This is a genomic window from Enterobacter sp. RHBSTW-00975 (assembly GCF_013615235.1).
In the GTDB taxonomy this organism is placed as follows: Bacteria; Pseudomonadota; Gammaproteobacteria; order Enterobacterales; family Enterobacteriaceae; genus Enterobacter; species Enterobacter ludwigii.
The window spans coordinates 1,372,971-1,393,320 of the sequence record NZ_CP055883.1 but is presented as its reverse complement, the minus strand read 5'-3'; the positions used below and the strand labels follow the sequence as shown (position 1 = coordinate 1,393,320).

Here is a 20,350-nt window from a genome sequence, read left to right as displayed (position 1 = left end):
GCTACCCTCTCATGCAAGGCGAGGGATTAACGTAAAAAAAAATCCGCCACATTGGGCGGATTTTTTACTGGCTCACCGAAGTGATTAGAAGCGGTAACCTACGCCCGCGATCCAGGTGCCAACGTCAACGTTGCGGATACGGCTCTGCTCATAAGAGAAGTCCAGAGCGACGTCCTGGATTGGGTTGAACTGCAGACCCGCGCCATAGGAGAAGCCGTAGTCGCTGTTGCTTGCAGTGCGGTTCAGACCCTGGTTTTCGGTCTGCTGGAATTTACCGTAGCCAACACCTACAACACCGTAGATGCTTGCCCAGTCGTTCAGACGGTAAGCTGGACCAGCGGTGATGCCGTAGTACTGGCCTTTGTTGTATGCGCCGTTTTCAGAACGATCTTTCTCGGTGTAGGTGAAAGAACCGATCACGCCCAGTGGGTTGTTATCCTGCTCGTAACGATACTTCAGGTTGAAACCGTTAGCTTTGTTCATCACGCCCTGCATATCGCTCTGAGCGTAACCACCGGTTACAGTAGAAGTAGCAGCTACAGCGGTACCTGCGGAAACAGCCAGTACAGCGGCCAGTGCTGAAAGACATGCAATTTTTTTCATAACCACCTCAAATGTGCTTCAAGTAAGTCCGTAAGTTTTAAATATATCAAAAAAATTTGCGAAACTCTTTGTGATTCGTGATGTCTAACTGAACCTTTCCTGTAACAGAACGTTTCCAGCGTCAGCTATCTCATTCAAATCACATACAATTTTCGCTATAAAACGCTCATACTGCGCGCCTGCGCCGTTACATTCATCCAGATTATTCCTAATCTGACAGGCGATAAATCCACCAGCGCTTAACCATTTTACGGAATTTACACGTTTTTTTTTCAACGGTCTCTCAACCGTTGCAGCTTATTTCCTTTACACTGCAACCTTTACTTCATTTGACATAAGTTGACAGGAGAAAGGATGCCTGGGTTATCCCGCTCGTCGTCGGTCTGGTTGCCGGTTGTCGTCATACTCATCGCCATGTTGTCCATTCAAAGCGGTGCCTCGCTGGCCAAATCCCTCTTTCCGCTGGTCGGTGCGCCTGGGGTCACGGCCCTGCGTATTGCCCTCGGAACCGCGATCCTGGTGGTGATTTTCAAACCCTGGCGTTTACGCTTTAAAAAAGAACAACGCTTACCGCTGCTTTTTTACGGGCTGTCCCTGGGAGCGATGAACTACATGTTCTATCTCTCCATCCAGACAATTCCGCTGGGGATTGCCGTGGCACTGGAGTTTACTGGCCCGCTGGCGGTAGCGCTTTTCTCGTCCCGTCGTCCCGTTGACTTTATCTGGGTAATTTTAGCCGTTCTTGGCCTGTGGTTCCTGCTGCCGCTGGGCCAGAGCGTTTCAGAGATCGATCTCACGGGCGCGGCGCTGGCTCTGGGGGCGGGTGCTTGCTGGGCTATCTATATAGTGACCGGACAGCGCGCCGGGGAAGAGCATGGCCCGGCGACGGTGGCAATCGGTTCATTGATTGCCGCTATCATCTTTGTGCCGGTGGGTATGGCTCAGGCCACCGAGTCCATCTGGCAATGGTCAGTCATGCCCATCGGGCTGGCGGTCGCCATTCTTTCCACAGCACTCCCCTACTCTTTAGAGATGATAGCCCTTACGCGCCTGCCGACGCGCATTTTCGGCACGCTGATGAGCATGGAGCCCGCGCTCGCCGCCCTGTCAGGGATGGTCTTCCTCGGGGAAACCCTGACCTTCACCCAGACGCTGGCCCTGTGTTCGATTATCGCCGCCTCAATGGGCTCAACGCTGACGATGCGCCCGGAACCTAAAGTTGAGAAAATTGACCTCAATTAGCGCTCTATATTCTGCGTGGCTTTATAGCCATGCAGAATAAAGGCCAGTTTCCCGTTTAAAATATTTTTTTACATACTTTGCACTCTTCGTGAAATATTTCCCCGCTGTCGATAACGTTTTCCTGAATTAGGATTGATCTGCATCAATTTTAAATAATCCCTTTAATTTCATATCATTACAAACACAACGTCCTTCTCGCTATTAAACTGATAGGCAGAGCCTCCCCGCAGGGAAAAAATCCGGTGCTATACTTAATCCCGCAATTACCTGGGACACAAACATCAAGAGGATATGAGATTATGAGTACCGCTAAACTGGTGAAAACGAAAGCGTCTAATCTGCTTTATACCCGTAACGATGTATCGGATAGCGACAAAAAAGCGACCATTGAGTTGCTGAATCGCCAGGTGATCCAGTTCATCGATCTTTCGCTGATCACCAAACAGGCCCACTGGAATATGCGCGGTGCAAACTTTATTGCCGTTCATGAAATGCTGGATGGCTTCCGCACAGCACTGGTTACCCACCTCGATACCATGGCCGAACGTGCCGTACAGTTAGGCGGTGTGGCACTGGGTACCACGCAGGTGATTAACAGCAAGACGCCACTGAAAAGTTATCCGCTGGATATCCATACCGTTCAGGATCACCTGAAAGAGCTGGCAGACCGCTACGCGATAGTGGCTAATGATGTGCGTAAAGCTATCGGTGAAGCGAAAGACGAAGATACTGCGGATATCTTCACCGCCGCTTCCCGCGACCTGGACCAGTTCCTGTGGTTCATTGAGTCCAACATCGAATAATTCATAAGAATTTCCTATACAACCCTCGCCCTCCGGTGAGGGTTTTGCACATCTATGGTGCACGCTTTTGGCCTGAGACGCTGCAAAAGTGAAGAAATTGTAATAATCACCTCACACAACCGTTAACGGAAGATTGTTTTTTCGTCAGAATTTACGCTAAATAACGCTTCGTCTGTTGAGCCAAATGACGCGCACCAAAACGGTGCTCCACTTTGGTGCAATAAAAGTTCATTGCCCCGTTTTCTGTGCAATGCATGACATCATCCCCTTTGTAAAACAACAGCTTGTAAAGTTGGCACGATTTTTTCATTGTGCCACTCGTTCTCGCAGGGGATCGCCCCGTGGATATAAAAGGAAATGCTATGAAGTCTGTATTAAAAGTTTCACTGGCTGCACTTACCCTGGCTTTTGCGGTCTCTTCCCAGGCTGCCGACAAACTGGTTGTGGCGACCGACACGGCGTTCGTTCCGTTTGAATTCAAACAGGGTGATAAGTACGTTGGCTTTGATGTTGATCTGTGGGCTGCTATCGCAAAAGAACTCAAACTGGATTACACCCTGAAGCCAATGGACTTCAGCGGCATCATCCCGGCACTGCAAACGAAAAACGTTGATCTGGCCCTGGCCGGTATCACCATTACTGAAGAACGTAAAAAAGCGATCGACTTCTCTGACGGCTACTACAAAAGCGGCCTGCTGGTGATGGTGAAAGCCGATAATAACGATGTAAAAAGCGTGAAAGACCTCGACGGTAAAGTCGTCGCGGTGAAAGGCGGTACCGGTTCTGTTGATTACGCGAAGGCAAACATCAAAACCAAAGATCTGCGTCAGTTCCCGAACATCGATAACGCCTACATGGAGCTGGGTACCAACCGTGCTGACGCGGTGTTGCACGATACCCCTAACATCCTGTACTTCATCAAAACGGCGGGCAACGGCAAGTTCAAAGCCGTCGGTGATTCTCTGGAAGCCCAGCAGTACGGTATTGCGTTCCCGAAAGGCAGCGACGACCTGCGTACGAAAGTTAACGGCGCGCTGAAAACCCTGAAAGAGAACGGCACCTACAACGAAATCTACAAAAAATGGTTCGGTACCGAGCCTAAATAATAATTCTTAAAAATGACGTTCACTCGGGGGCGACCTTTCGCCCCTGCTATTTTAGAAACACGGTAACAGTAACAGGAAACTATCATGCAGTTTGACTGGAGCGCCATCTGGCCTGCCATTCCTATCTTGCTTGAAGGCGCTAAAATGACCCTGTGGATTTCGGTCCTCGGTCTGGTTGGTGGGTTGATTATCGGTCTTGTCGCCGGTTTCGCCCGCACCTACGGCGGCTGGATTGCAAACCACATCGCACTGGTTTTCATCGAAGTGATCCGCGGCACCCCAATTGTCGTTCAGGTCATGTTCATCTACTTCGCCCTGCCAATGGCTTTCACCGACCTGCGCATTGACCCGTTCAGCGCCGCTGTCGTGACCATTATGATCAACTCAGGTGCCTATATCGCGGAAATTACCCGTGGTGCGGTCCTGTCGATTCATAAAGGTTTCAGTGAAGCGGGTCTGGCGTTAGGCCTTTCTCGTCGCGAAACGATCCGCCACGTCATTCTGCCGTTGGCCCTGCGCCGCATGCTGCCACCGCTGGGGAACCAGTGGATCATCAGTATTAAGGATACGTCGCTGTTCATCGTTATCGGCGTTGCTGAGCTGACCCGTCAGGGCCAGGAGATCATTGCGGGCAACTTCCGTGCGCTGGAAATCTGGAGTGCGGTAGCCGTTGTCTACCTGATCATCACTCTGGTTCTGAGTTTCGTTCTGCGTCGTCTTGAAAGAAGGATGAAAATCCTGTGATTGAATTTAAAAACGTTTCCAAGCACTTTGGCCCAACCCAGGTGCTGCACAATATCGATCTGAACATCAAACAGGGTGAAGTGGTGGTAATTATCGGGCCATCCGGTTCCGGTAAATCGACCCTGCTGCGCTGCATCAACAAGCTGGAAGAGATCACCAGCGGCGATCTGATTGTCGATGGCCTGAAGGTGAATGACCCGAAAGTCGACGACCGTCTGATTCGTCAGGAAGCCGGCATGGTGTTCCAGCAGTTCTACCTGTTCCCGCACCTGACGGCGCTGGAAAACGTAATGTTTGGTCCACTGCGCGTACGTGGCGCCAGCAAAGCGGCGGCGGAAACGCTGGCAAAAGATCTGCTGGCTAAAGTCGGCCTCGCGGAACGTGCTCATCACTACCCTTCTGAGTTGTCCGGTGGACAGCAGCAGCGTGTGGCCATCGCCCGCGCACTGGCGGTAAAACCGAAGATGATGCTGTTTGATGAGCCAACCTCGGCGCTTGACCCGGAACTGCGTCACGAAGTGCTTAAAGTCATGCAGGATCTGGCTGAAGAAGGGATGACGATGGTCATCGTGACCCACGAAATCGGCTTTGCTGAGAAAGTGGCTTCCCGCCTGATCTTTATTGATAAGGGCCGTATCGCTGAAGACGGTAACCCACAAGCGCTGATCGCCAATCCACCGAGCCAGCGCCTGCAGGAGTTCCTGCAGCACGTCTCCTGATAGCGCTTCAGTTACGCCATTCTGAGCCGGGCATGCCCGGCTTTTTTACGCCAGATTGTTCCCAAAAATCCTCCCGCGCGCCTCGCCCTCTATACTTATCTTTTTGTTCATTATTTTCACCGGAGGATGCCGTGCCGTGGATCTTGCTGTTGCTTAGCCTGTTTTGTGCGCCATCGTTCGCCGTTTCCATCCCCGGCGTCACCACCGGCACGACCGCCACACAGCAAACGACACCGCCCCCAGAGCCGGATGTTGAACAGAAAAAAGCCGCCTACAGTGCCCTTGCCGATGTGCTTGAAAACGATACCTCCCGGCAGGAGTTAATCGGACAGTTGCGAAAAGTCGCCGCCACGTCGCCGCAGGAGCCGGTGCCGACAATTACCCCTCCGCAAGTGGAAGAACAAAAAACGGTGCTGGAAAATGTCACCGACGTGAGCCGTCACTATGGAAGCGAGCTCTCCTCGCGCTTTGCCCAGCTCTATCGCAACCTGATTGGTTCGCCCCATAAACCGTTTAATCCCCATACGTTTACGACAGCCGCCACGCAGTTTTTGATGCTGGCGGGCGCTGTATTTCTGTTTTACTGGCTGGTACGCCTGTGCGCATGGCCGCTCTACCGTAAGATGGGGCAATGGGGGCGCAAGAAGAACCAGCAGAAAAGCAGCTGGTTACACCTGCCGCTGATGATAGCGTCGGCGTTTATCATCGATTTACTGCTGCTGGCGCTGACGCTGTTTATGGGCCAGGTCCTGGCCGACAGGCTTAACGCCGGCAATAAAACCATCGCTTTCCAGCAGGCGCTCTTCCTTAACGCCTTTGCGCTGATCGAGTTCTTTAAGGCGCTGCTGCGTTTGATATTTTGCCCGCACGTACCGGATCTTCGCCCCTTCTCAATTCGGGATGAGAGCGCCAGATACTGGGCGCTGCGCCTCAGCGTGCTCAGTGGATTGATTGGTTACGGTCTGCTGGTTGCCGTGCCGATCATCTCCAATCAGGTCAACGTGCAGTTTGGCGCCCTGGCGAATGTGCTGATTATGATCTGCATTACTGTCTGGGCGTTGTACCTTATCTTCCATAACAAAAAGACCATTACCCAAAGCTTGCTGCATCTGGCCGATCGTTCCCTGTCGTTTTTCAGTCTCTTTATCCGCGCCTTCGCGCTAGTGTGGCACTGGCTGGCGAGCGCCTACTTTATCGTGTTGTGCTTCTTCTCACTGTTCGACCCGGGCAACAGCCTGAAATTTATGATGGGGGCGACGTTCAAGAGCCTGGCCATCATTGGCATTGCGGCATTTGTCTCTGGCCTGCTGTCGCGCTGGCTATCGAAAACCTTCACCCTCTCGCCACAGGTGCAGCGCAGTTATCCGGAACTGCAAAAAAGGGTCAACGGCTGGATCTCGGTATCACTGAAAGTGACGCGCATTCTCACCGTCTGCGTGGCGATTATGCTGTTGCTTAACGCATGGGGATTGTTTGACTTCTGGAACTGGCTGCACAACGGCGCGGGCGAAAAGACCGTCGATATTTTAATTCGCATCGCGCTGATCCTCTTCTTCTCTGCGGTTGGCTGGACGTTGCTGGCGAGCCTTATCGAGAACCGTCTGGTCTCCGACATTCACGGCCGCCCCCTGCCCAGCGCCCGTGCCCGCACCCTGCTGACGCTGTTTCGCAATGCGCTGGCGGTTATTATCAGCACCATCACCATCATGATTGTGCTCTCGGAAATCGGCGTGAACATCGCGCCGCTGCTGGCAGGTGCCGGCGCGCTGGGGCTGGCTATCTCCTTTGGTTCGCAAACCCTGGTGAAGGATATAATCACCGGTGTCTTTATCCAGTTTGAGAACGGGATGAACACCGGGGATCTGGTCACGATTGGGCCGTTAACCGGCACGGTAGAGCGCATGTCCATTCGCTCCGTCGGCGTGCGCCAGGACACCGGGGCGTACCACATAATTCCCTGGTCATCGATAACCACCTTCGCTAACTTTGTCCGAGGCATTGGCTCGGTAGTGGCCAACTACGACGTTGACCGTCATGAAGATGCAGATAAAGCGAAACAGGCGCTACGGGACGCCGTGGAAGAGATGATGGCGATGGAGGATATTCGCGGGCTGGTGATTGGAGAGCCGTCGTTTGCCGGTATTGTCGGCCTGACGAACACGGCATTTACCCTGCGCGTGTCGTTCACCACGCAGCCACTGAAACAGTGGACGGTGCGCTTTGCGCTCGACAGTATGGTGAAAAAACACTTTGACCTGGCCGCGGTGCGGATGCCGGTGCAGACCTATCAGGTATTACCCTCACCGGCGTCCCCCACACCGCCACAGGAGCCCACCTTATAGCGTGGGGGTCGGGTAACGGCGTCGCCTTACCCGGCCTGCCTGCGGGTTATTTACTGCGCTTGTTAGCGTCCATAAATGACCAGGCGATAAAGCGGCTCTGCTTCTGGCCTTGCGCCATCTCTTTTTTCACCACGTTAACGGCACCCACGTCGGTCAGTGCACGGTAGAGGGGTGGCAGGTTATCCCCACGGGATACCAGCGTCGTGAACCATTTAACCTGACGGCCAAATACTTTACTTTCCTCAATCATTCGCAGGATGAATGCCACTTCTCCCCCCTCGCACCACAGTTCCTGTTGCTGCCCCCCAAAGTTCAGCGCGGCATCTTCCGCCTGACCGAGATTGCGGCGTTTGCGCTCGCTGCCCGCACGGGCGGTGGCCGCGGAGTCATGGAACGGTGGGTTACACAGGGTGGCATCGTAGCTTTCGTTCTTGTGGATAATCCCGTTGAAGATCGATGCGGCATCTTTCTGCCGACGCAAGCGGACAGACCGGCTTAACCCAGGGTTGGCGTTGATAATCGCCTGTGCGCTGGAAAACGCCTCATTACCGATTTCACTGCCGGTAAAGCGCCAGTGATATTCATGAACGCCAATCAACGGATAAATCAGGTTCGCCCCGGTACCGATATCAAGCACGGATGCTTGCTCAGGGATGACACCGTTGCGATCGCCAGCGAGAAGATCGGCAAGATGGTGGAGATAATCGGCCCGCCCCGGCACGGGTGGGCAGAGAAAGCCTTCCGGAATATCCCAGTGCGCCACACCGTAATAGTGTGCCAGCAGGGCTTTATTGAGCATTTTAACCGCCTGCGGATCGGCAAAGTTGACCGAAGGTTCACCGGCAGGTGTCTGCACAATGTAGTCCTGCAGCGAAGGACAGCTCTGACACAACGCATTCATGTCATAGCGGTTACGATGGCGATTTCGTGGGTGCAATCCCGGCTTTTGGGAAGTCATGGCTTTCTCCTTTAAACAGCGGCGTAAGATACCCTTTGCAGGCTCAACGGTAAATATTTCTCTGCGACGCTCAAAAACCCGTCATAAATCAAACACCTTTATGTCTATGATCTGTCAGTAAAACGTCAGTTTATATCGTTCAAAAAATAAGCAGATCATCATCAAATTTTTGCGCTAAATCACACTCGCCAGGCTTCTAAACTTAAAGGGAATCACCTGTTGTTTCCTCATGAGGATGTGATTATGAAAAAATACCTGACCCTTGTTGTTCTCGCGGGTGCACTGGCTACCGCGTCATTCTCTGCCATGGCGGTACAGTCATTGACCGACAATACAGATACCAGCCAGCTCAAGCCTGCGGGCACCGTCTCGGTAAGCCGCGCAAGTAACCTTGACGATCTCCAGAATAAACTCGCCGAAAAAGCCCGCCAGGAAGGGGCTAAAGGTTTCGTGGTTAACGCCGCGGGCGGGGATAACCATATGTATGGCACGGCGACCATTTATAAATAAGGTCTCTTTCTATAAACAAACTGCATCTGCCTGACAGATGCAGTTCCTCTCTGCCTTGACTGCACGTTTTTTCACCCCATAGTAAAAACAGGGCTTAACAGATCCCAGGAGTAAACCATGGCTTCCGGTTGGGCGAATGATGACGCCGTTAACGAACAAATCAACAGTACAATTGAAGATGCGGTTGCGCGCGCTCGCGGTGAAATTCCGCGCGGTGAAAGTCTCTATGAATGTGAAGAGTGCGGAGAAGTGATCCCGGAAGCGCGGCGCAAAGCCATACCGGGTGTACGGTTATGCATCGCCTGCCAGCAGGAGAAAGATTCGAAAAATAGCGCACACTCAGGATATAATCGCAGAGGATCGAAAGACAGCCAGCTACGTTGACTTTCCTTTACCGAAGTTAACGGCGCAAGCGGTTACCTTTACGCTCACGGTTTTTTGCGAACCGCGTAGCAAAATGTGCCCTTCTCGTCGCTTCTGTAAAGCGCAGCTACAAGAAGTGTAAAGTCGTCCTCTGAATTTATTAATATTCAATAAGTTATTTGTCATTCAATTTTTTTGAGCAACCACGTCAATTCTCTTCGATTTTCTCTCGCATAAAAAAACGTGATACTTATCACATCGACGGAACATCGTCCCCTTAACAGAATCACCTGCGAGAGATTAATTATGAAAACCATCAAATATGCTGTTGCTGCTGTTGCCCTGTCCGCTCTGTCTTTCGGCGCTTTTGCTGCAGAACCTGTTTCTCCATCTCAGGCGCAGAGCATGAACAAACTCGGTGTGGTAAGTGCTGAAGGCGCGACCACTCTGGACGGTCTGGAAGCGAAACTGGCTGAGAAAGCTGCTGCTGCCGGTGCAAGCGGATACACCATCACCTCCGCGAACACCAATAACAAACTGAGCGGTACTGCGGTTATCTATAAGTAATTGACTGAATGCTCCACCCTCGCCATACCCTCTGGTGAGCTGCTCCAACCCTCATTGACCCTGTTGTTGTTACCCTTGCTTGCCCGTCCGCCACTGGACGGGCTTTTTTTTGGGCTTAAAACGTCTCCCCGACGCGTTCCATCCCTGCCTCTACGGATTCAACTTCACCGGTCGCCAGCAAGCAACAGGCCATCTGCAACTTGATCGCGTGCGGTACCGGAACCTTTCCGGCCAGGCACTGCTCAATCCAGTGGGCGGTGGTATGCGGATCTTTTGCGTCAGGCAGGATCGCGTCGGAACGCTCTTCCCCTCGCTCGAGAATGGCGCGCGTGCCAGCGGAATCAATCAGCATCATCTGTGGGCAGCGCTGCGGGTTAGCATACACCTCGCCTTCCGTGCCGTGCATCAACAAGGCCCTGCCGCCTATGTCTTCAAAGAATTTCCCCACGCGCGTCACGTACTCCGGGTGAGAGACGCTGGAAAGACGCAGCGCCGCGTCTTCGCCAAACGGCGTAGCCAGTTTCGCCAGCGTATGCGCGCTGTTACGCACGCCCATGCGCCAGCGCATATCAAGCTGCTTCTCCAGCGGGGGGCAGAGTGCTCCGACAGGGATATAAACCGGCTGATGGCCATCAAGCTTCGCCTGTGCCTGGCCGGCATGCCGTGTGGGTTCGATACCCAGCATGCCGAAAATCGTTTCGGTCAGCACGCGGGTTGGATCTTCGCTTACGCCATGCACCACCACCGGGAAGCCCAGCTTGTGCAATAAAATAGCGAGCAGCGGCGTCAGGTTGGCCTGCTTGCGTGCCCCGTTATAGCTCGGGATCACAATCGGCATCGGTTTTGCCACTGGCGCATTTAAGCGCAGGGTCTGCGCCTGCATTGCTTCGTAGAAGCCACGCATCTCCGCTTCGCCTTCTCCTTTGATACGCAGCGCTATCAGGATACCGCCCATTTCAAGGTCGGGTACGTCACCGTTGAGCATATGCGTATAGAGCGCACGAGCGGTTTCATGGTCCAGATCGCGGGCATGATTTTTCCCTCGTCCTACCTCTTTGATAATTTTGCGATAATCCACGACATCTCTCCTGACAGCTTCATCTTGTTAACAATATAGCCCTGAAGAACGTCTGGCCGTTAGTGTTTTTGAACCGGATCATCCTGCTGTTTTTATGACGAAAAAAGAAACTCAAGCACTATTTCAATTATTTGTGATTGCCGTTGAAGATTCTTACCCCACCCGTTTCTGATTAAATAACCAACGGAAAATCATTTAAGGTCAACGGTGAAAACGTCCAGGCAACGTTCTCACCAGAAACATACCAGGATTTGTTATGAACAAGGTTGCTATAAGTTTATTTATCGCCGCAACGGCAGGATGTTCTGCATCCGCATTTGCGGCAACAAACGGTGAAGGTCAGATTAACTTCACCGGTGAAATTATTGATTCTGCTTGTCAGGTAGTGAACGGGTTAAGTAATCCATTAAATGTTCAGTTAGGCAAAGTGTCTAAAACGGTATTTACCGGGGCTGGATCTACCAGCACATTAACGAAGTTTGATATTCAATTAAAGAATTGTCCGGAGACCGTGACTTCCGCCGCCATTAACTTCGGTGGCACGCCGGATCCGGATAACAACACTACGCTTGCATTAACGCCGGATGTAGATGCTGCAACAGGTGTCGCTATTCAGCTGGTGGACGCGTCTGAGCAACCAGTGAGTTTGTATACGCCCTCTCAGCAATATCCGTTAGCCTCCGGTACGGCGGTCAATAACCTGGAGTTTGGAGCCCGTTATATTCAGACCCAGGCCGCAATCACCGCAGGCCTGGCAAATGCCGTGTCGACCTTCACCGTTATTTATAACTGATATTATCCATCCTGAGATATTAGCTCTGTTCTGAGAGTTAATATCTCTTCTTTTATTGAGATACCTTTATGCGCCACGGTTATTTACTGAGTGCTCTTTTACTGGTAGCCGCCACTTCCCATGCCGGTGTCGTTATTAATGGCACACGCCTGGTCTATCAGGGCGACAAAAAGGAGTCGTCTCTGGGTCTTTCAAACCCAGATGCCACGGATTATCTGGTACAGTCCTGGGTTGATTCTGGCGGTAAAAACCCGGCTAAAGCCCCCTTCCTGATCACCCCACCGCTGTTTCGTCTCGATGCAAAAGAGGATAACGTCCTGCGTGTCGTGCGTACCGGCGGAAATTTGCCCGAGGATCGTGAGTCTCTCTACTGGCTTAATATCAAAGCTATTCCCTCGTCAAAGCACGTCGAAGGGGTAAATACCCTGCAGATTGCCATTAATACACGCATTAAATTGTTGTATCGCCCGTCAGCAATAACTGGCAAACCCGAGGCTGTGGCGGACAAGCTTCAGTGGCATCGTGAAGGTCACGACCTGGTTGTGAATAACCCGACGCCTTTCTATATGAATTTCCAGACGGTGATGCTTAACGGCCATAAAGTGGATAAAGCCACCTGGGCAGTCCCCAAAACGGAAACGCACTTTGCCTTACCCGATAATGCCAGCGGGTCGACCGTCACCTACTCCGTTATTACTGATTACGGCAGCATCAGTCAGACCTGGTCGGCATCCGTTCATTAACACCCACTCAGGCTATTAATATCATCATGTACAGCCATAAAAAGCCGTTCATCCATCGCCTTTCTTCAATGCTGGTCATTTTATGTGGCCTGGCACTGGCGATCTTTGCGCAGCAGGTTATGGCTGATGATTATTTCAACCCGGCATTACTGGATATTGATAATCCTCAACAGGGGAAAACCGACCTGTCTGTTTATGAAAAAGGACCGGGACAAGCCCCCGGGAAATATCAGGTCAATATTTTCATCAACAATAATAAAATTGATACCCGTGATGTCACGTTCAAATTAATAAAAGACGCTCAGGGCAATCATTCTCTTCAACCCTGCTTTAGCCTGGATGAGCTAAAAAACCTTGGGATCAAAACCCGGCAGTATCCCGCGCTGATGGCTAAAGGCCAGTGCGCCGATATAAACGCCATTCCCGCGGCATCCGCAACGTTTCAGGTTCGTCATCAGCAACTGTTGCTCAGTATTCCACAAACGGCGCTGGGCCAGGTCCCGCGCGGGTATATCGACCCGAAAACGTTCGACGAAGGGATCACCGCAGGTCTGCTGAACTACAGCGCCACCGCCAGCCAGAGCCATGCCCGTGTACAGGGAGAGCAGGATAACAGCAGCCAGTACGTTAACCTGCGCCCGGGCCTCAATGTGGGCGCCTGGCGCATACGCAATTATTCCACGTGGAATCGCAGCACAACGGGCAACGAGGAAGAGCACAGGTTCTCCTCCGTCTACACCTATGCTCAACGCGATATCGTGGCGATGAAAAGCGATATGACCGTCGGGCAAAGCACCTCCCCGTCGGACGTTTTCGACAGCGTGCCCTATACCGGGGTTGAGCTGAAATCCGATACCGACATGCTCCCGGACAGTGAAAAAGGCTATGCGCCGATTATTCGCGGCACTGCCCACAGCAATGCGCTGGTGATGGTTCGTCAGAACGGTTACGTCATTTATCAGAACACGGTTGCACCCGGTGCGTTTGAAATTAACGATCTCTATCCCACCGGCAGCAGCGGCGATCTGCAGGTCACCGTGAAAGAGACCGACGGCAGCGAAAGTCACTTTGTCGTGCCTTACGCCTCGGTCCCGGTCCTGCAGCGTGAAAAGAATCTCCGCTACAGCGTGACCGCCGGGCGTTACCGGTCTTACGACAAGGACGTCGAACAAACCCCGTTTGCCGAGGGCAGCGCCATCTACGGCATGCCATTGGGTTTCACCGCCTACGGTGGTGCGCAGCAGAGTCGCCATTATCAGTCCCGGGCGCTGGGCGTCGGGAAAAACCTGGGCGATTTGGGTGCTTTCTCCCTTGATGTCACCCGCGCCAAAGCGCTGCTGAAAAAGCAGCAGGCCAGCAAAGGCCGCTCCTGGCGCGTTCGCTACAGCAAAGATTTTGTCGCCTCGGGCACTCACTTCTCCCTGGCGGGCTATCGCTACAACAGCAAAGGGTTTTACACCCTGGAAGACACGATGGAGTCTTACACCCGTTCAGACAACGGGTCTGCGCCGCAGCAGCGACATGCCCGAACGGAAGCCACCGTCGACCAGACGCTGCCCGCGGGCTGGGGCTCTGTCACCCTGAGCCTGGTCAAAGAGACCTACTGGAGCCAGAGCCAGGATATGACCTCCATGAGCGTCAGCTACAACAACAGCTGGCACGGCGTCAGCTACAGCCTGAGCTACAGCATGAACAAAAACACCCAGGACAGCGATACGAACGGTGAGGATGTGATGAACGACAACCAGTTCTCGTTAAACGTCTCCGTTCCACTGGATCGCTGGATGCATAACACCTGGGCCACCTACAACCTCAACAACACCAAAGACGGTACGACGCAGAACATCGGCCTTAACGGTACCGCGCTGAAGGGAGACAACCTGAACTGGAATATTCAGGAGGGGCTGAGCAGCACCGGTAGCGGAAACTCCACCAGCATGAACGCCGATTATAAAGCGACCTATGGCGAAGTGAGCGGCGGGGTAAGCCAGGATAAATACCAGCAAACCGTAAACGTCGGGCTGCAGGGTGGCGCGATCGTGCACGCCAACGGGATAACCCTGAGCCAGCCGCTCGGAGAGACCATTGCGCTGGTGAAAGCACCGGGAACACACGGTACCCATATCGCCAATCAGACGGGCGTTGAGACCGACTTCCGCGGCTATACCGTCGTGCCGTTTGTTACCCCTTATCGCCACAATACCATTGCGCTGGATACCGAAACCCTGCCCGACGAGGCCGACGTGACGCACGCGGCGTACGTTGTTACCCCGACGCGCGGGGCCGTGGTGCGCGCCAGCTTTAATACCCGCGTGGGCAGCCGCGTCCTGATGACGCTGACGCACAACGGTAAACCGCTGCCCTTCGGTGCGACGGTAACAACGGAGGATAAGGACAGCGAATTTATTGTCGGCAATGACGGCCAGACCTATCTCTCCGGCCTGCCAAAGCAAGGGCATCTCGCCGTCACCTGGGGACAGGATGCGAGCGAGCACTGCGAGGCCGACTACGTCCTTACGGATGTGACAAAGAAAACCAACATCCTTAACGCTGCTGCGCAGTGCCACTGATTCACCGTTCAGGCAAACCATTATGCAAATGATTAAACAGTGCTTTTTCTTCCTGGTCCTGGGAACCGCCGCGTTATTTATGCCACATGCTAACGCGCTCTGTACCTCATCCGACCTGCCAAAACAGATTAATGTGGCCTCCGTATCCGTCTCAAGCACGTTGCCGGTAGGTGCCACCATTCCGGGCACCGAGCAGACCGTTCACGTGGCGGGCAACTGCTATAACCCTTCTGACTTCGGGCTTCCGATTGTTGCGTGCTATTACGGCGCAGGTCTGGAGATCCCCGGTCTTTCTGGGGTGTATGAATCAGGGCTGGAAGGAATTGGCGTAGCGCTGATGAATGACAAAGGCCAGCGAATTACCGGTGCCGGGGGAATTTACTGTAATTCAAGCGGCACGCCGCTGGGCTATGTCTCCAACGACATTTCTGAGGCCTTTAACTTTAATGTCACGCTGGAACTGGTGAAAACGAGCAATACGGTCAAATCAGGTTCGCTTTCTCAGGCGGAGTCTAAATTTGGTGTCGGGGTTTATCAGCATGAAGGCATCAGCGATCCTAATACGATTTCCTATGCGGGCAATGTGAATCTCGAAACGGTTACCTGCTCTGTCCTGCCTAAAAATCTCACCGTGAACCTGGGCGATTTTCCCGTCAGTGATTTTATCAGTATCGGGTTGCTATCCAGCCCTGCACAAAACTTTGACGTCACGATTAATTGCGACAGCACCGTCCAGCCTGAGCTAAAGGTGACCAGCGCAAACGGCTACGAAACGGCATTCGAAGGGGTGATCAAATTGACTCAGCAGAACGGCATGGCAACCGGCGTGGGCGTGAGAATGCTCTTTGATGACCATCTCGCCACCTTTGACACCTATGTCAGCACCCGAAGCCAGGCCATCGCCAACGAAACCCTGCGAATACCGTTCGAGGTTCGTTACGAACAAATCAGCAACGTGGTGACACCGGGGCCGGCCAATACCGTGGCGACTATCACTCTGGCTTATAAGTGACCAACATGAAAAAGACACTTGCGATCCTGATTCTCGGCTTGATTGCCCGGGCACAGGCGGACGATATTCAGATCCAGATGACAGGCAATATTTACGCCAACACCTGCATTATTGACAGCGCCAGCCGCAACCTGACGGTGGATTTAGGCCAGGCGGTATCAGGGGATTTTAAAAATGTGGGCGATACCGGCGCGTGGAAAGACTTTACGCTCTCGGTCTCGCATTGCCCTCCCACACTTGCGCTGGCGACCGCCTTTTTCTATGGTCAGGCCGACAGTACGCACCCGACAAAATTCGCCAATATCGGCAGTGCGAAAGGGTTGGCTCTGGAACTGGCAGACCGCCAGGACAATATACTCATTGCCCCGCAGGCAGCCTTTAACGTTCCGGTTAACTCAGCGGACCACACGGCAACGTTTCCTCTGGCTGCCCGCTATTATGCAAGCGCATTGCCCGTCACCGCCGGAACGTTTAACAGTGTGGTCCAGGTGACTTTTACTTACCAGTAGGCCCGCGCCCCTTCGTACGGATGCTTTTACGCCGTCCGGCGGCAGGTTTTGCCGGACGTTTTTTAACATCGGGCACGTCTGGCTGTTCAATCGGGAAAACAGGCAGAGCGTTGAGTAACCGCTGGCCGTAATTTTTGGTGAGCAGACGTTTGTCATAAATCACCACCTCTCCCCAGCAGCTGTGGCTACGGATCAGACGCCCCACCTGCTGAATCAGATTAAACGACGCCGCAGGTAAGCTTTGGACCTCGAACGGATAGCGATTGAGGCTTTTGAGCCATTCACCTTCGGTGATGACGACCGGGCTGTCGATGGGCGGGAAGGCGATTTTATGGATATGCACCTGCGTCAGGTAATCCCCCTTCAGATCCAGCCCCTCCGCGAATGACTGCAGCCCGATCAGCACGCTACGTTCCCCGTTATCAATGCGTTTGCGGTGCAGCTCTACCAGCCGGTAGCGGGGCTGATCGCCCTGCACCAGCAACAGCAATCGCAGGTCGGTAACGTGCTCCAGAAAACGCTGCATCGCCCTTCCACTGGCAAACAGGACCAGCATGCCGGGATATTTTTCACTCTCCAGCTGCTCGCGGAAATACGCTGCCATTTCGGCAATGTGCTGTTCTTCGTTGTCGATAAGCGGCTCATACTTCATGCGCGGAATGACCAGCTTGCCCTGTTCACAGTGGTTAAACGGCGAATCCAGCGCCACAAAACGGTCGCCGGCTTTCTCTTTCAGCCCGCTCATCTCTTGTAAACGGGAGAAACTGTTCAGGGAACGTAACGTCGCGGAAGTCACTACCACGTGCGGCACGCTGCGCCAGATAAGCTTTTCCAGCTGATCGGCAACACGAATCCCCACGCAGTGGAAAAACAGGTGCGCCTGCCCGTCTTTCACGTCACGGGTTGCCCATTTGGTGACCGGCGCACCGGACGCCTGCGCCATCGAGGCCAGACGCCAGAGCTTGCTCTGGGCTTCGAACATGCCCAACGCACGGTTCATCTGCAGCAGAATGCGGTGCAAACGCACCACGTCGTGGGTACCGGTTTTCTCACTGAGATCGTTTAAGAACATCTCCGCCAGCCCGCGCAGCTTTTCAAGGTGCTTCGCCAGCTGCTGGCAGATCTCCATCACCTCGTCGGGCAGCTCTCCCATCGCAAAGCGGTGCTCTGCTTCCTGGGTCGCCGGGAGATAAAGATTGAGAATGTTATTCAGGGAAGCAATAAGGCTGTAGACCGCTTCGCAATGTTCGCTCAGCCGCTCGGGCACCGCCAGCGGCGGCGTGGTTTTCGGGCGGAACTGCTCCATGCAGGTCGCCACCAGCTTGCAGAACAGATCCAGCTGCAGGCGGAACGACGGCGCGGTGATTTCGGCGCTCATCTCCAGCGCATCCCGCGCCACATCCGGCAAATGGTGGCCTTCATCGAGCACCAGCAGCAGGTTTTTGGGCTCCGGCAGGACGGCCTCACTCTCCAGCGCGGCCATGACCAGCGCGTGGTTAGCGACAACCACCTCCGCTTCCTGAATCTCCCGCCGTGCGACAAAGAACGGGCACTCGCGGTAGTAGTGGCAATTGCGGTTAAGGCAACTGGCTTTATCGGTGCTGAGCCTGCGCCACAAATCATCGCTGATGGCATGGCTGGTGTGATCGCGAAGGCCGTCCCACTTGTAGCTGTCGAGCTCGGTTTTTAGCTTCGCGCACTGCTCCTGTTCCGCTTTGTTGTTCGGCGTCAGTTCATCATCCAGGAAGGCCAGCAGATCCTGCTGAGAGGGCTCACTGCTGGCGAGAGCCGCGAGATTGCGCGGACACACATAACGCCCACGGCCAAAGGCGGCTGTAAATCGCAGTTCAGGGATGATTTTGCGCAGCAGCGGCAGGTCTTTACTGAAGATTTGATCCTGCAGGGCCACGTTAGCGGTGCTGACCACCAGCGTTTTTTGCTCTTCCCGCGCAATGGCAATGCCCGGGATTAAATACGAAAGGGTTTTCCCGACACCCGTCGGGGCTTCAATCGCCAGATGTCGTCCGTCGTCCCCGGAGAGCGTTTTTGCCACATCAGCAATCATCTGCCGCTGAGGCGCTCGGGGGATAAAATCGGGGATCTGCTGTTGTAGCGCCTTATACCAGGCGCCAATTTGCGCTTTGAGCGCCGCGGTTAAAGCCATCGGAGGACCTGAAATACTGTATAAACAGCCACTATTGTGGCACTTTCTTTCCGCTGCCGCAAAAGAAAAGCCCGGCTTTACGACCGGGCTTCCAGATTACTGCGGGTTAGCAGGTTTACGCGGGCGGCGTCGGCGCTGCCCTTCCCCTGCCGGTTTCCCCTCGCCGCTACGCCATGGGCTTTCACCGCCTGGCTTAGCCTCTGTATTACGACGCGGAGGTTTGCCCGCGGCTTTCGGTGCACCGCCTTCAGAACGACGCGGCTGCTGACTGCGCCCCCCGCCCCCCTGACCACGACCACCGCCGCCGCCCTGACGGCCATTCTGAATAGGCTCCGCCTTGATGGACGGGTCCACGTCATAGCCCGGGGTTTCGATACGCGGGATCTCTTTTCTCAGAAGACGTTCGATATCACGCAGCAGTTTGTGTTCATCCACACACACCAGCGAGAGCGCTTCACCGGTTGCCGCCGCACGACCGGTACGACCGATACGGTGAACATAGTCTTCCGGTACGTTTGGCAGCTCGTAGTTGACGACGTGCGGCAGCTCTTCAATATCCAGACCGCGGGCAGCAATGTCGGTGGCAACCAGGACGCGAATGTCACCGGATTTAAATTCAGCCAGCGCGCGGGTACGTGCCCCCTGGCTTTTGTTACCGTGGATCGCCGCGCTGCGGATACCGTCTTTATTCAGCTGTTCCGCCAGATGGTTAGCGCCGTGCTTGGTACGGGTAAAGACCAGCACCTGCTGCCAGTTGCCCTGACCAATCATATGGGAGAGCAGTTCCCGCTTACGCTTTTTATCAACGAAGTGCACGTGCTGGGTAATTTGCTCAGAGGCGGTGTTGCGGCGCGCCACTTCCACTTCCAGCGGGTTATGCAGCAGTTTTTCCGCCAGCGCCTTGATCTCATCAGAGAAGGTGGCAGAGAACAGCAGGTTCTGACGACGCGGTGGCAGCTTAGCCAGCACGCGACGAATGTCGTGGATAAAGCCCATATCCAGCATGCGGTCAGCTTCGTCCAGCACCAGGATTTCGATGCTATCAAGCTTCAGGGCATTCTGGTGCTCAAGATCCAGCAGACGACCCGGCGTTGCCACCAGCACGTCCACGCCACCGCGCAGCTTCATCATCTGCGGGTTAATGCTTACTCCACCGAAAACCACCAGCGAGCGAATGTTGAGATAGCGGCTGTACTCACGCACGTTCTCACCAATCTGGGCCGCCAGCTCACGCGTTGGGGTGAGGATCAGGGCACGCACCGGACGACGTCCTTTGGCGTGCGGCTGATTTTTTACCAGCAGCTCTAACAGCGGCAGGGTAAAACCCGCAGTCTTACCGGTACCGGTCTGGGCGCTGGCCATCAGGTCGCGGCCCTGCAGAACGGCCGGAATAGCCTGCTGCTGGATTGGGGTTGGCTCGACGTAGCCCTGCTCTGCGATAGCGCGCAAAATTTCAGGGTTCAGGCCAAGGGAATCAAAAGACATAAAAACTCCGAACCGCCCCGACCATCACAGGTGTAGTTT

The 20,350-nt window shown here is 54.0% G+C and carries 19 protein-coding genes; 14 read left to right on the top strand and 5 right to left on the bottom strand.

Going from position 1 to position 20,350, the window contains the following annotated elements; genetic code table 11:
• Nucleotides 1-84: 84 nt before the first annotated feature.
• Nucleotides 85-603 (bottom strand): outer membrane protein OmpX, encoded by a 519-nt coding sequence (gene ompX, locus HV340_RS06725; RefSeq protein ID WP_020884910.1) that lies wholly within the window; start codon nt 601-603, stop codon nt 85-87.
• A gap of 354 nt (nt 604-957) precedes the next feature.
• Between ompX and rhtA the strand changes: the two genes are divergently transcribed.
• From rhtA to ybiO, 6 genes are all read left to right on the top strand, one after another.
• A complete protein-coding gene (gene rhtA / locus HV340_RS06720; RefSeq protein ID WP_020884911.1) occupies nt 958-1,845 on the top strand; it encodes a threonine/homoserine exporter RhtA in 888 nt (295 codons plus the stop codon).
• Between the two features lie 299 nt (nt 1,846-2,144).
• Nucleotides 2,145-2,648: a DNA starvation/stationary phase protection protein Dps gene (gene dps, locus HV340_RS06715; RefSeq protein ID WP_010428924.1), complete on the top strand. Its 504-nt coding sequence runs from the start codon at nt 2,145-2,147 to the stop codon at nt 2,646-2,648.
• Between the two features lie 362 nt (nt 2,649-3,010).
• Nucleotides 3,011-3,754, top strand: a complete 744-nt coding sequence (glnH, locus tag HV340_RS06710; protein WP_014883108.1) for a glutamine ABC transporter substrate-binding protein GlnH — start codon at nt 3,011-3,013, stop codon at nt 3,752-3,754.
• An 84-nt stretch (nt 3,755-3,838) separates the two neighbouring features.
• Nucleotides 3,839-4,498: a glutamine ABC transporter permease GlnP gene (gene glnP / locus HV340_RS06705; protein ID WP_014169254.1), complete on the top strand. Its 660-nt coding sequence runs from the start codon at nt 3,839-3,841 to the stop codon at nt 4,496-4,498.
• Entirely contained in the window at nt 4,495-5,217 is a 723-nt protein-coding gene (glnQ, locus tag HV340_RS06700) for a glutamine ABC transporter ATP-binding protein GlnQ (protein WP_014169252.1), read from the top strand. The genes glnP and glnQ overlap by 4 nt, the downstream gene beginning before the upstream one ends.
• Nucleotides 5,218-5,348: 131 nt before the next feature.
• Nucleotides 5,349-7,559, top strand: coding sequence for a mechanosensitive channel protein (ybiO, locus tag HV340_RS06695; protein WP_063925236.1), 2,211 nt, complete (start codon nt 5,349-5,351; stop codon nt 7,557-7,559).
• A gap of 46 nt (nt 7,560-7,605) precedes the next feature.
• Here ybiO and rlmF read toward each other — a convergent pair whose 3' ends face one another.
• Nucleotides 7,606-8,517 (bottom strand): 23S rRNA (adenine(1618)-N(6))-methyltransferase RlmF, encoded by a 912-nt coding sequence (rlmF, locus tag HV340_RS06690; protein WP_044866819.1) that lies wholly within the window; start codon nt 8,515-8,517, stop codon nt 7,606-7,608.
• Between the two features lie 243 nt (nt 8,518-8,760).
• Between rlmF and mcbA the strand changes: the two genes are divergently transcribed.
• The 3 genes from mcbA (at nt 8,761) to ybiJ (ending at nt 9,957) form a co-directional block, all read left to right on the top strand.
• Complete coding sequence (mcbA, locus tag HV340_RS06685; protein WP_032677729.1) at nt 8,761-9,027, top strand: DUF1471 family periplasmic protein McbA; 267 nt, start codon at nt 8,761-8,763, stop codon at nt 9,025-9,027.
• A gap of 117 nt (nt 9,028-9,144) precedes the next feature.
• Nucleotides 9,145-9,411, top strand: coding sequence for a DksA/TraR family C4-type zinc finger protein (locus HV340_RS06680; protein ID WP_014169247.1), 267 nt, complete (start codon nt 9,145-9,147; stop codon nt 9,409-9,411).
• A 285-nt stretch (nt 9,412-9,696) separates the two neighbouring features.
• Entirely contained in the window at nt 9,697-9,957 is a 261-nt protein-coding gene (ybiJ, locus tag HV340_RS06675; protein WP_020884917.1) for a DUF1471 family protein YbiJ, read from the top strand.
• 115 nt (nt 9,958-10,072) lie between these two features.
• Here the strand turns inward: ybiJ and ybiB are convergent, their stop codons facing one another.
• On the bottom strand, nt 10,073-11,035 hold the full coding sequence (gene ybiB, locus HV340_RS06670; RefSeq protein WP_040016981.1) for a DNA-binding protein YbiB: 963 nt from the start codon (nt 11,033-11,035) through the stop codon (nt 10,073-10,075).
• Between the two features lie 256 nt (nt 11,036-11,291).
• Between ybiB and HV340_RS06665 the strand changes: the two genes are divergently transcribed.
• The 5 genes from HV340_RS06665 to HV340_RS06645 all read left to right on the top strand — a co-directional run bounded on the left by HV340_RS06665 (nt 11,292) and on the right by HV340_RS06645 (nt 16,662).
• On the top strand, nt 11,292-11,828 hold the full coding sequence (locus HV340_RS06665) for a fimbrial protein (protein WP_063925238.1): 537 nt from the start codon (nt 11,292-11,294) through the stop codon (nt 11,826-11,828).
• 68 nt (nt 11,829-11,896) lie between these two features.
• Nucleotides 11,897-12,571 (top strand): molecular chaperone, encoded by a 675-nt coding sequence (locus HV340_RS06660; protein WP_059305587.1) that lies wholly within the window; start codon nt 11,897-11,899, stop codon nt 12,569-12,571.
• 26 nt (nt 12,572-12,597) lie between these two features.
• A complete protein-coding gene (locus tag HV340_RS06655; RefSeq protein WP_181216384.1) occupies nt 12,598-15,141 on the top strand; it encodes a fimbria/pilus outer membrane usher protein in 2,544 nt (847 codons plus the stop codon).
• Between the two features lie 22 nt (nt 15,142-15,163).
• The gene (locus HV340_RS06650; protein ID WP_063925239.1) at nt 15,164-16,153 is read left to right on the top strand and encodes a fimbrial protein; all 990 of its coding nucleotides are present in this window, start codon (nt 15,164-15,166) and stop codon (nt 16,151-16,153) included.
• A 5-nt stretch (nt 16,154-16,158) separates the two neighbouring features.
• A complete protein-coding gene (locus tag HV340_RS06645; protein WP_025204629.1) occupies nt 16,159-16,662 on the top strand; it encodes a fimbrial protein in 504 nt (167 codons plus the stop codon).
• Here the strand turns inward: HV340_RS06645 and dinG are convergent.
• Both dinG and rhlE read right to left on the bottom strand, forming a co-directional pair.
• Nucleotides 16,649-18,826, bottom strand: a complete 2,178-nt coding sequence (dinG, locus tag HV340_RS06640) for an ATP-dependent DNA helicase DinG (RefSeq protein WP_181216383.1) — start codon at nt 18,824-18,826, stop codon at nt 16,649-16,651. The genes HV340_RS06645 and dinG overlap by 14 nt on opposite strands.
• A 96-nt stretch (nt 18,827-18,922) precedes the next feature.
• Nucleotides 18,923-20,311 carry an ATP-dependent RNA helicase RhlE gene (gene rhlE / locus HV340_RS06635; protein ID WP_020884924.1) on the bottom strand — a complete coding sequence of 463 codons (1,389 nt, stop codon included), beginning with the start codon at nt 20,309-20,311 and terminating at the stop codon, nt 18,923-18,925.
• Nucleotides 20,312-20,350 lie beyond the last annotated feature (39 nt).

Bases quoted from the DNA above. Each gene is read 5' to 3' on its own strand.
- ompX (WP_020884910.1), bottom strand. From the start codon at position 603: ATGAAAAAAATTGCATGTCTTTCAGCACTGGCCGCTGTACTGGCTGTT.
- rhtA (WP_020884911.1), top strand. From the start codon at position 958: ATGCCTGGGTTATCCCGCTCGTCGTCGGTCTGGTTGCCGGTTGTCGTC.
- dps (WP_010428924.1), top strand. From the start codon at position 2,145: ATGAGTACCGCTAAACTGGTGAAAACGAAAGCGTCTAATCTGCTTTAT.
- glnH (WP_014883108.1), top strand. From the start codon at position 3,011: ATGAAGTCTGTATTAAAAGTTTCACTGGCTGCACTTACCCTGGCTTTT.
- glnP (WP_014169254.1), top strand. From the start codon at position 3,839: ATGCAGTTTGACTGGAGCGCCATCTGGCCTGCCATTCCTATCTTGCTT.
- rlmF (WP_044866819.1), bottom strand. From the start codon at position 8,517: ATGACTTCCCAAAAGCCGGGATTGCACCCACGAAATCGCCATCGTAAC.
- mcbA (WP_032677729.1), top strand. From the start codon at position 8,761: ATGAAAAAATACCTGACCCTTGTTGTTCTCGCGGGTGCACTGGCTACC.
- HV340_RS06680 (WP_014169247.1), top strand. From the start codon at position 9,145: ATGGCTTCCGGTTGGGCGAATGATGACGCCGTTAACGAACAAATCAAC.
- ybiJ (WP_020884917.1), top strand. From the start codon at position 9,697: ATGAAAACCATCAAATATGCTGTTGCTGCTGTTGCCCTGTCCGCTCTG.
- HV340_RS06665 (WP_063925238.1), top strand. From the start codon at position 11,292: ATGAACAAGGTTGCTATAAGTTTATTTATCGCCGCAACGGCAGGATGT.
- HV340_RS06660 (WP_059305587.1), top strand. From the start codon at position 11,897: ATGCGCCACGGTTATTTACTGAGTGCTCTTTTACTGGTAGCCGCCACT.
- HV340_RS06655 (WP_181216384.1), top strand. From the start codon at position 12,598: ATGTACAGCCATAAAAAGCCGTTCATCCATCGCCTTTCTTCAATGCTG.
- HV340_RS06650 (WP_063925239.1), top strand. From the start codon at position 15,164: ATGCAAATGATTAAACAGTGCTTTTTCTTCCTGGTCCTGGGAACCGCC.
- HV340_RS06645 (WP_025204629.1), top strand. From the start codon at position 16,159: ATGAAAAAGACACTTGCGATCCTGATTCTCGGCTTGATTGCCCGGGCA.
- dinG (WP_181216383.1), bottom strand. From the start codon at position 18,826: ATGGCTTTAACCGCGGCGCTCAAAGCGCAAATTGGCGCCTGGTATAAG.
- rhlE (WP_020884924.1), bottom strand. From the start codon at position 20,311: ATGTCTTTTGATTCCCTTGGCCTGAACCCTGAAATTTTGCGCGCTATC.